This is a genomic window from uncultured Cyclobacterium sp. (assembly GCF_963976465.1).
Lineage (GTDB): Bacteria > Bacteroidota > Bacteroidia > Cytophagales > Cyclobacteriaceae > Cyclobacterium.
The window spans coordinates 1-9236 of record NZ_CAXBOC010000190.1; the positions used below are offsets into that span (position 1 = coordinate 1).

At 37.3% G+C, this 9236-nt stretch carries 8 protein-coding genes; 2 read left to right on the forward strand and 6 right to left on the reverse strand.

The features are described from left to right. Positions 1-25: 25 nt before the first annotated feature. The 3 genes from cysD to AAC037_RS12020 are packed head-to-tail and all read right to left on the reverse strand — an operon-like array spanning position 26 to position 3322. A complete protein-coding gene (gene cysD, locus AAC037_RS12010) occupies positions 26-931 on the reverse strand; it encodes a sulfate adenylyltransferase subunit CysD (protein ID WP_339903228.1) in 906 nt (301 codons plus the stop codon). A 1-nt stretch (position 932) separates the two neighbouring features. Next, the gene (gene cysC, locus AAC037_RS12015) at positions 933-1526 is read right to left on the reverse strand and encodes an adenylyl-sulfate kinase (protein WP_339903229.1); all 594 of its coding nucleotides are present in this window, start codon (positions 1524-1526) and stop codon (positions 933-935) included. 38 nt (positions 1527-1564) lie between these two features. Next, complete coding sequence (locus AAC037_RS12020) at positions 1565-3322, reverse strand: SLC13 family permease (protein WP_339903230.1); 1758 nt, start codon at positions 3320-3322, stop codon at positions 1565-1567. Positions 3323-3828: 506 nt separating this feature from the next. On the opposite strand from AAC037_RS12020, the gene AAC037_RS12025 reads away from it, so the two are divergent. After that, positions 3829-4776, forward strand: coding sequence for a metallophosphoesterase (locus AAC037_RS12025; protein WP_339903231.1), 948 nt, complete (start codon positions 3829-3831; stop codon positions 4774-4776). Positions 4777-4914: 138 nt separating this feature from the next. After that, positions 4915-6816: a family 20 glycosylhydrolase gene (locus AAC037_RS12030; RefSeq protein ID WP_339903232.1), complete on the forward strand. Its 1902-nt coding sequence runs from the start codon at positions 4915-4917 to the stop codon at positions 6814-6816. A 143-nt stretch (positions 6817-6959) separates the two neighbouring features. On the opposite strand, the gene AAC037_RS12035 is transcribed toward AAC037_RS12030, so the two are convergent. The 3 genes from AAC037_RS12035 to AAC037_RS12045 all read right to left on the reverse strand — a co-directional run. Then, complete coding sequence (locus AAC037_RS12035) at positions 6960-7520, reverse strand: CPBP family intramembrane glutamic endopeptidase (RefSeq protein ID WP_339903233.1); 561 nt, start codon at positions 7518-7520, stop codon at positions 6960-6962. Positions 7521-7681: 161 nt separating this feature from the next. Then, positions 7682-8119 carry an OsmC family protein gene (locus tag AAC037_RS12040; RefSeq protein ID WP_339903234.1) on the reverse strand — a complete coding sequence of 146 codons (438 nt, stop codon included), beginning with the start codon at positions 8117-8119 and terminating at the stop codon, positions 7682-7684. Positions 8120-8331: 212 nt separating this feature from the next. Continuing rightward, on the reverse strand, positions 8332-9236 hold a 905-nt coding region (locus AAC037_RS12045; RefSeq protein ID WP_339903235.1), incomplete at its 5' end, for a DUF389 domain-containing protein.

Sequence of the window (9236 nt, forward strand, 5' to 3'; positions counted from 1 at the left end):
AGGGATATATTAAGGTCCTTATGGCCTAAAAATAACCACTTTTTTTCCTGTCTTCCATGGCAGTCTCTCCCCTTTTATCATCAGCTCTCGTACCTCTTTCAGTAGTCCTCGTTGTGGCCACTTCAGCGATAATTTTATCTAAATCATCTGCATCAGACTCCACTGCTCCGGTAATGGGCATATCACCACAGGTTCTGTATCTTACGGTTAGATTCTTGATTTCCTCATCGGGTTTCAATTGAATAAAGTCAGATTTGGCCAAAATAACCCCATCTCTAACCACACAATCTCTTTGATGTGAAAAATACAAAGAAGGTAAGGCTATGTTTTGGTGTTGGATGTATTGCCAAACATCCATCTCTGTCCAGTTGGATATTGGAAAAACCCTGAAATGTTCTCCCATGTGTTTTTTTCCATTGAAAAGGTTCCATAATTCAGGCCTTTGGTTTTTAGGATCCCATTGACCAAATTCATCCCTATGCGAGAAAAACCGCTCTTTTGCACGAGCTTTTTCTTCATCTCTTCTGGCACCACCCATGGCTGCATCAATCTTATTTTCTTCCAGGGTATCAAGTAACGTAACGGTCTGCAAAGCATTCCTACTGGCATTTGCTCCTGTTTCCTCTCTGACTTTCCCTTCATCTATACTTTTCTGAACTGAACCAACGATGAGTTGTACACCCAGGTCTTTTACTAGTTGGTCTCTAAAAGCTATTGTTTCCGGAAAGTTATGCCCCGTATCAATATGGATCAATGGAAACGGAATTCTGGATGGATAAAAAGCTTTTTTGGATAAATGAGCCAAAACGATGCTATCCTTTCCTCCTGAAAATAACAAGGCTGGTTTTTCAAATTGTGAAACAACTTCTCTTATTACAAAAATTGCCTCTGCCTCTAACTCTTCCAGATGGGATAAATAGTATTGTGCCATATTATATTATTATTTTTTTATTTATTTTCTTTACCAATCTTGCTACTGCATCTTCCAATTTTTCTTCTGCCGTATGTACAACATCAAATGGGGCCGAAGGTGGCTCATAGGGAGAATCAATTCCAGTAAGATCCTTAATCAAACCTTTCCTGGCTTTTTTGTATAACCCTTTAACGTCTCTTTCTTCACAAATCTTTAATGGGCAATCCAAATAAATTTCCAAGAAATTCTCCTCTCCTACCAAATCCCGTATGACTTCCCTGTCTGAAATAAAGGGAGAAATAAATGCCGAGATGACAATTAATCCTGCATCTAACATTAAATTGGCTACCTCTCCTATCCTCCGTATGTTTTCTTCCCTATCCTTATCTGAAAACGTCAAATCTTTATTTAATCCTGTTCTAACATTGTCTCCATCCAATAAATACGTATGAAATCCCAATCTATATAAGGCATCTTCAGTTGCATTCGCTAAGGTAGATTTACCTGATCCGGATAGCCCTGTGAACCAAATTAACTTTGGCCGTTGCCCTAGCGCCTTGATCCGGTGTTCATTGGTCACCTTAAATACAGATGGATGAATGTTCTCACGCATTTGATAATGAAATTAATGCAACACTATTAATATTTCAATTACAGGTAATACCAATTGATAAACAACAATACCACAACAGCATAGATTATAGTAAGTGGAAACCCAATTACGAAATAATCTCTAAACTTATAATTCCCTGGCCCCATCACCATCAAATTGGTTTGGTAACCAATAGGTGTCATAAAATCCCCCGATGCTGCAAACGCAATAGCAACGAAAAAAGGAGTCAATGGCTGACCTAATTGACTTCCAAGTTCCAGTGCAATCGGGAACATTATAGATACTGCTGCTGCATTTGTAATCAAACTCGTTAAAACCAAGGTCATTACAAACAACAAGATTAAACCCAACATGGGGTCTGCCCCCTCGGTTAATTGAATTAATAAATTAACCAACACCCCGGCAGCGCCGGAACTATTTAATGCCAATCCTAAAGAAAGCGAACATACAAGGATCAATAAAAGATCCAAATCAACAGCTTTCTTTAAAGTCTGCAAATTTAACACTTTAAATAGATACAAAATAAGGATTCCTGCAAAAGCTGCTATAAAAAGATCTATCCACCCAATAATTCCTGTAAACAATACCGACAAAGCTATTAATGAGGGAAGCCTTTTTAAATTCCCTCTGTCTGCACTTATCTCCCCTCTAAGGGTAACAATTATTAAATCTTTATAATAATCATTCCGATTGTGGTCTTTACCGGTTAACATTAAAAACAAGTCTCCTGCATAAACCCTCGTCTCACCAATATTCCCCTTTAATTGGGTACCATTTCTGTGGATCGATATAATAGAACCTTGGTACTTGTTTCTAAAATCGCTGTCTTTAACCTTAAGCCCAATTAATGATGAGGATGCCGGGACCACAGCTTCGGTTAATTGAAAAAAACCATAATTGGAAACATGCCCATCTTCGGGTAAACTTAGCCCCTTCTCTTCTTGAATAAGCTTTAATATGGCTTCGGAGTTACCTGCAAAAAACAACTTATCTCCCTCTTGTAAAATTTCATTGGGTCCAACAGGTGATATTTCTTTCTTTCCTCTTCTAATCTCAGCAAGGAATATTTCTTTCAGCTGCCTTAACCCGGCTTCTTTTACTGTTTTGTCGTGCATTGAGGAGCCTATGGGGATATAAGTCTCAACCAGGTACTCATTGAGGTGATCGATAACCTCACTTTTATTTTCTTCTCTAGAGGGAAGTAAGTAATGAGATGCTATACTTAAGTACACCATTCCTATAGCAGCCACCAAGACCCCTAAATACAAAAAATCCTCAAAACCCAATAAGGGGTAATCAAATTCACTGATTAATCCATTTAACACTAAATTTGTGGAAGTTCCTACCACAGTTATCATCCCCCCTAAAATAGTGGAATAAGATAGTGGAATAAGAAATTTTGACGCAGGAAATTTGTTGGTTTTGGTCCACTCTTTTACGTATGGTATCATAAAAGCGACCACCGGAGTATTGTTTAAAATTGCAGAAAGACTACTCACCAAAAGCATGAGTCTAAGTCTAAATGTACCCGGTTTTAACTTTTGACTGAAAATCTTAAAAAAAAACCCTGTCCCTATATTTTGCTGAATCCCTGAAGTTAAACCAATCAAGAGAAAAATAACAATGATTTGCTTATTTGCCAGCCCTTTTAAAAAATCTTCAGGAGTAATGATTTGTAAGACTAACAACAAAAATACAGCTCCCAAAAATGCAAAAGACGGTCTTAAAAGATCCCTGTACAGCACAAAAATCAGGATGATGACTATCGATATGGTTATCAGCCCTGATAAAGACATAAAAATATAAATTTATTGATCATAATTTGGCCTGAACGGCATTGTATATTTATTAAGTAGCGGTCAAAAATAAAATTTATTAGTGACTTTTTGGGTTTAAAGATCGCTTATTACTTAAAGCCATCTTTTTGGCTTGCCAAAGGTAGTGAATTTGTATTTTCTGAAAACAAAATCCACTGAATCATCTTAATTTTCACATTTAAAAATGGTGAATTTTGGATTAATTTTAAATTTTTCGAGGTGAAAACTAAATCTAGAGTATTAATTCTATAATTAGGATTACAATTAAAAACCTCCTTCACCCTTATCCCCCTCTTTTGGTGTTCCGTTGATTGGAAAACTTTTATTTGCCCAGGTAGACGTTTTTGATAGAAAAACAGTATATCAATATAAGAAGTAATTATAATTTTTACCGATAATCATGAATAAGCATTGCTTCAACAAAATAACTTAACCTTCCAATGCTACCTTAGCTCAATATACATTTATATAATTATCTTTCTACCATGAAAACACGTGGCCTTTTTCTCTTTTTATTATTATCATCTACCTTATTAGATTCCTGCAACCATGAGAACAGTGATTCTTTTCGATTCATGGCTATCGGAGACCTGCCCTACCACATTCCTGAAGATTTTGTGAGGTTTGAACGCATGATCAAACAAATAAATGATGCAGATCCTGCTTTCACCTTACATGTAGGAGACATAAAATCCGGAAGCATTCCTTGTTCAGATGAATATTATGAAAAAATAAAAAACTATTTTGACACTTTTGATAAGGCTTTAATCTACACCCCGGGAGATAACGAGTGGACAGATTGCGATAGAGAGGCATGTGGGAGTTATGATCCTGAAGAAAGGTTAGACAAATTAAGACAATTGTTTTTTTCTGACAGTATTAGTCAAGGAAAGCAGCCTTTAACACTGGACAGACAGAACAGGGCGGCAGGATTTGAAAAATTCCCAGAAAACTCAACTTGGGAAAAATCAGGTGTAACCTTCGGTACTTTACATGTAATTGGTTCCAATAATAATTTTGATGCAGGGGCTGAAGCCCTAAATGATGAATTTTATGAAAGAGAGCTGGCGAATAATTTTTGGCTAAAATCACTGTTCGGTGCAGCTAAAGAAAACAATAGTAAAGGCTTGGTGCTAGTATTGCATGCAGGGTTAAATTACAACAATAAAGACGAAAAAAATGGACATGCTAGTTTTGTTACTTTACTAAGACAACAAGTACAGGCATTTGACAAGCCGGTGTTGCTACTATATGGTGACCAGCACCGCTTTTTGGTATCCAAACCTTTGAGAGACAATAAAGGAAAAACCATGACTAATTTCACGGCAGTTCAGGTATTTGGTGACCATGACATTCACTCCGTAGAAATCAAGGTGAATCCTGAAAATTCTAACCTTTTTGAAATAAATCCTTTCTATATTAAAGGCAATTAAAATGTTTGGAACCCCGCCCAATCCTGGTTTAATACGACCGATAACGTAATATTTTATAAAATCAGATTAAGGTTAAGTAATTTTTTTGATAAACTTCTTTATATTTATCTAAAATAAAAGTTTATCAAAAAAATCATCATGAATAAAGCCCTAACCTTAGCCTGCCTTTTATTCTTTTTGAATGCAGCTAACCTTAAAGCCCAAAACCTAAATATCATCCCATTACCCGAGTCCATTGAAATGGGCGAAGGAAATTTGGTGTTAAAAAAAGGAACTGTAATTGCAGCCAAAACAGGAAACAGTAGAAAGTCGGCTGCCATCTTCAATGAGATGTTGGAAGCCAAAACTGGCTTTAATCTCCCCATACAAATTGCTCCTCAAAAAAGTGATGCCTCAATCGTCTTAGAGGAAATCCAAGACGCACAAAATGAAGAAGGTTACACTTTAAATATTGACGCAAACAGAGTACATATCAAAGGATCTTCAAAGGGTATTTTCTATGGATTGCAATCCTTGTATCAGCTGGTTGAAATTAATGAAGGACAAGCAGTTGTCCCTCAATTAAATATAAAAGACGCTCCAGCTTTTGGCTACAGAGGGATAATGCTTGATGTATCACGACACTTTATTGGTGCTGATCAGGTTAAAAAAATACTTGATTTAATGGCCCAATTGAAATTGAACACCTTACACTGGCACTTAACAGACGATCAAGGATGGCGATTGGAGATAAAAAAATACCCGAAACTTACCCAAGAAAGTGCCTGGAGAGACTCAACCATCATTGGTCAGTACTATGATTTCAAGCCATTTGTATACGATGGAAAACCTCATGGAGGGTATTATACCCAAGAAGAAGCCAAGGAAATAGTTAAATATGCCGCAGATAGAAAAATCACAGTAATTCCGGAAATTGAACTTCCCGGTCACAGTTCAGCAGTATTGGCTGCTTACCCTGAACTAGGCAGCTTTGATTCTTTTCAAGGAATTGGAACAGGCACCATTGCCGCTGTCAATGAAAATGGAAAAGAATACGATAACGATATCAATCAAGAAGTTCCCGGCTATTGGGGAGTGCATTATAACATCTATGGGCCAACGCCAAAAGCTTTTGCTTTTTTAGAAGATGTACTTACGGAAGTTATGGAAATTTTCCCAAGCGAATACATTCATATTGGTGGAGATGAAGTCCCTAAAGACCATTGGAAAACTTCAGAGATCGCACAAAAGGTTATCGAAAAAGAAAAACTAGCAGATGAACATGAATTGCAAAGTCATTTCATTCAGCAAATTGAAATGTTTCTCAACAAAAACAAGAGGAAACTCATAGGATGGGATGAAATACTAGAAGGTGGATTAGCTCCAAACGCCACGGTAATGAGTTGGCGAGGTGAAAAGGGAGGGATTCAGGCTGCTAAAATGGGTCATGATGTAATCATGACACCCAATAGCCATATGTACTTTGACCACTACCAAGGAGAGGACAAAACTACAGAACCTTTGGCTATAGGAGGTTTTCTTCCCTTAGAAAAGGTTTACAGCTACTCTCCTATTCCCAGTGAATTAAATGAAGAGGAATCCCATCATGTATTGGGCGTTCAAGCCAATTTATGGACAGAATATATCCCTACCTATAATAAACTGGAATATTTCCTATTTCCAAGGGCTTTTGCCTTGGCTGAAGTGGCTTGGAAAAAGAAAGAAAACAAAGATTATCACTCCTTTAGTCTTGAAAGATTACCTGAAAGGTTACGTCAACTGGAAGAAGACCATGTGTTTTTCAGAATTCCGGAGGCCAATGTAGAATTGAGTAAAGATGAAATAAGTGGAAGATACTTGGTTGAAATTCATCCATTAGTGGCCAATGCTACCATCTACTATACTTTTGATGGACACAAAGCTGACCAAACGGCTTTACTATACACAGGGCCGGTATTGGCACCAATTGTGGGAGAGGAGCAAGACCCAATAACCCTCCGTTATGTTACCATCAGCCCGGCCGGTAGAAGTAGTAATGAATTCAGTGTGACTCTTGAGTAAATCGAATCGGTTTGATTAAACAACCGATATTCCACCTACCAAGGTCCAAAGATATCATTAGCACGTACAATTAAAATTGTACGTGCTTTTTTTATGAAAGCCAAGGTATTTAAGCTAGTGAATCAACCTTTATTCGATTTTGCTTATGCACTTTTTAAGGCTCTTTTTTCTATCAACTGAAATAGCAAAATAGCATCAAAAATAGTATGGGCTATAATGGCCGACAAAATCCCAGCCGTTTGGTATAAATACCCTAAAGCTGCTATAAAGCCAATCATTACAACTCCATAGATGCTAATCTTCCAGTTCAAAGGATTTAAGTAACCATGAATAAGGACAAAAAGGACTGAGGTGATCCACAATCCCAAAAATGGCTGTAGCCCTGCCCTGAATAGCAATTCCTCTCCAACGCCCGCGCAAACGGAAATAAAGACAATCCCTAACTCGGTCCATGACCACTTATTGAGTAGGCTATGGTATTTTTTCTTTTCATCTTTAAAAAATGAGGCATTGATCAAAATAATGGCTACACCTGCTCCAATCACACCGGTCAAAGTTCCTACCAAAAGCTGTTGCCCTAAAGCCCATTGTCCCATCAATAATTCAAGCAATGTAATCGGTTGAAAAAAATAAACCAATGCAAGTCCTATAAAACCAAAACCTAAGAGAGTAACCCAACCCAGAATTAGCAATCTTTTACTCATATTTTAAATGCGTTATTTTTCTCTGCTAAATCACTTATATTGTTAAATATTATTCTTCTTTGGCAAAAAAAGAAAAAGTACCAAAATCCATTTTGGTACTTTTTATCCATTGAGGCAAATTCCTCATTTATTTAAACTATTTGCCTGAACATAATTAAAACCTATTCATTAAAAGTAATATTCAATGAAATAGGAACTGAGCTTAATGCTTTGCTAATTGGGCAACCTTCCTTTGCCGCGTTAGCCAATTCAACAAACTGTTCTTCTTTCATTCCGGGAACTTTCCCAGTCAGGTTCAAAACTATTCCGGTAATGGCAAATCCTGCATCTCCTTTTTCTATACTTACTGTGGCTGTAGTATCTAGTTCTTCTGCCTCCATATCTTTTCCGGCAATCTGAAAGCTAAGGGCCATATTAAAACACCCAGCATGAGCGGCAGCAATCATTTCTTCGGGATTAGTACCCTTAGAGCCATCTTCGTTTTCAAATCTGGTTTTAAAGCTATAGGGTGATTTATCAAAAAAACCGCTTGGAGAAGACAAAGTTCCACTTCCTTCCATTCCGGTACCTTTCCATATTGCTGTTGCTTTTCTTTTCATTTTCTTAATGTTTTTGATTGGTTTAAAGTTTGTCAATTGAATACTCAATGTATCAAATTTCTGTCATAAAAACTAAAATATTTAGCTTTAGCACCTCGCATCATTAACTAGCAGGATTTTGGCAATTTTAATCAAACACTGTAGGTAGGCTGATAGAAACAAGAAAAACTTATTGGAACACCTAAACTCTTCTCAGAATGAATTGCACCCAATCAATAAACTTTCAAGGCTACTGTCACTTCAAGTTCTACTTCTTCCCCAATAAGGGTTTCAATTTCTGATTTTATTAATTCAAGTTTTTCCTTATCAGGAGAAGTTTCTCCCACAATTTTTACAGTTAATTTTAGTGGTTTAAAACTGCGGACAGAAATATCTCTTAAAATCACTCCATTGATTTCATATCCGTTCAACTTAGATATCACATTGTTTTCTTTTACCATATCCATGAAACCAAAAAATAAAGGAAAACTTATAAGACCAACGACCACAAGAGAATAAACGATTCCTCTTCTCGCCAAACGGAAAGGACTAAAACCCAAAAGTAAAAAAGTCATAGCAGCTGCCAGCACCATCCCAGATAAGTTGGTTAGAAATAGGAGAAAAGCCCCTTGAAATATATCCCAATTAGTCCAACCAAAGCCTATTCCAGACACCGCCAAAGGTGGCACTAAAGCCACTGCAATGGCCACCCCGGCAAGCGTCTTCGCGATTTCGGATTTTGCACTGGCATACGCCCCGGCAATCCCTGAACCTACAGCTACACCCAAATCCAACAGATTAGGTCTAATTCTCGCTAAAATTTCATCGTTGGCAATGTTCAATGGAGTAAGCCAAGTAATTAAAATGGCACAAAGATATCCTATGAGCACTCCCCATCCGATGGTTTTTACGCTATTGACAATTAGAAGGCGTTCTTGTCTCAACACCCCCATAGAAAGTGATATGATGGGCGCCATAAGCGGAGCCAATATCATGGCACCAATGATTACAGGGGAAGAGTTTCCAAAAAGACCTAATGTTGCGATAAATGTTGCCAAAAACATCAAAACAAGGTAAACGCCTGACACCATTGAACTTGACCTTAAATTAGAAAAAAGATCCTTAAACTCCTCCGTGG